Here is a 255-nt window from a genome sequence, read left to right as displayed (position 1 = left end):
TGATGAGACAGCCTTACTGTCGTCGTACGCATTTGACTTGGGATATACCGCAGTGTATACCGCCTTAATCAGCGGCATCACCCTGCATATTTTGTCAGAAGACATGTATAGAGATCCTGATCAGCTGATTGAATACGCCAAAACATGTACGTATCTCAAAATGACACCTTCGCTGTTTTCAATCATGATCCATTCTGAAAAGATTAAAAGTATTGCGGAAACAGGCAGGCTCCGGCTGATTATATTAGGTGGTGA

The 255-nt window shown here is 42.7% G+C and carries 1 protein-coding gene; it reads left to right on the top strand.

The window, feature by feature from the left end; all coding sequences use genetic code 11:
* The coding region (locus OQ477_RS20865; protein ID WP_265973606.1) for an AMP-binding protein at positions 1 to 255 on the top strand (255 nt) is incomplete at both ends.

The organism is Bacillus sp. ChL18, from assembly GCF_026241425.1.
Taxonomy (GTDB): domain Bacteria; phylum Bacillota; class Bacilli; order Bacillales; family Bacillaceae; genus Bacillus; species Bacillus velezensis.
Note: the sequence above shows the minus strand (reverse complement) of the source record. Positions and strands in the feature narration are given on the sequence as shown.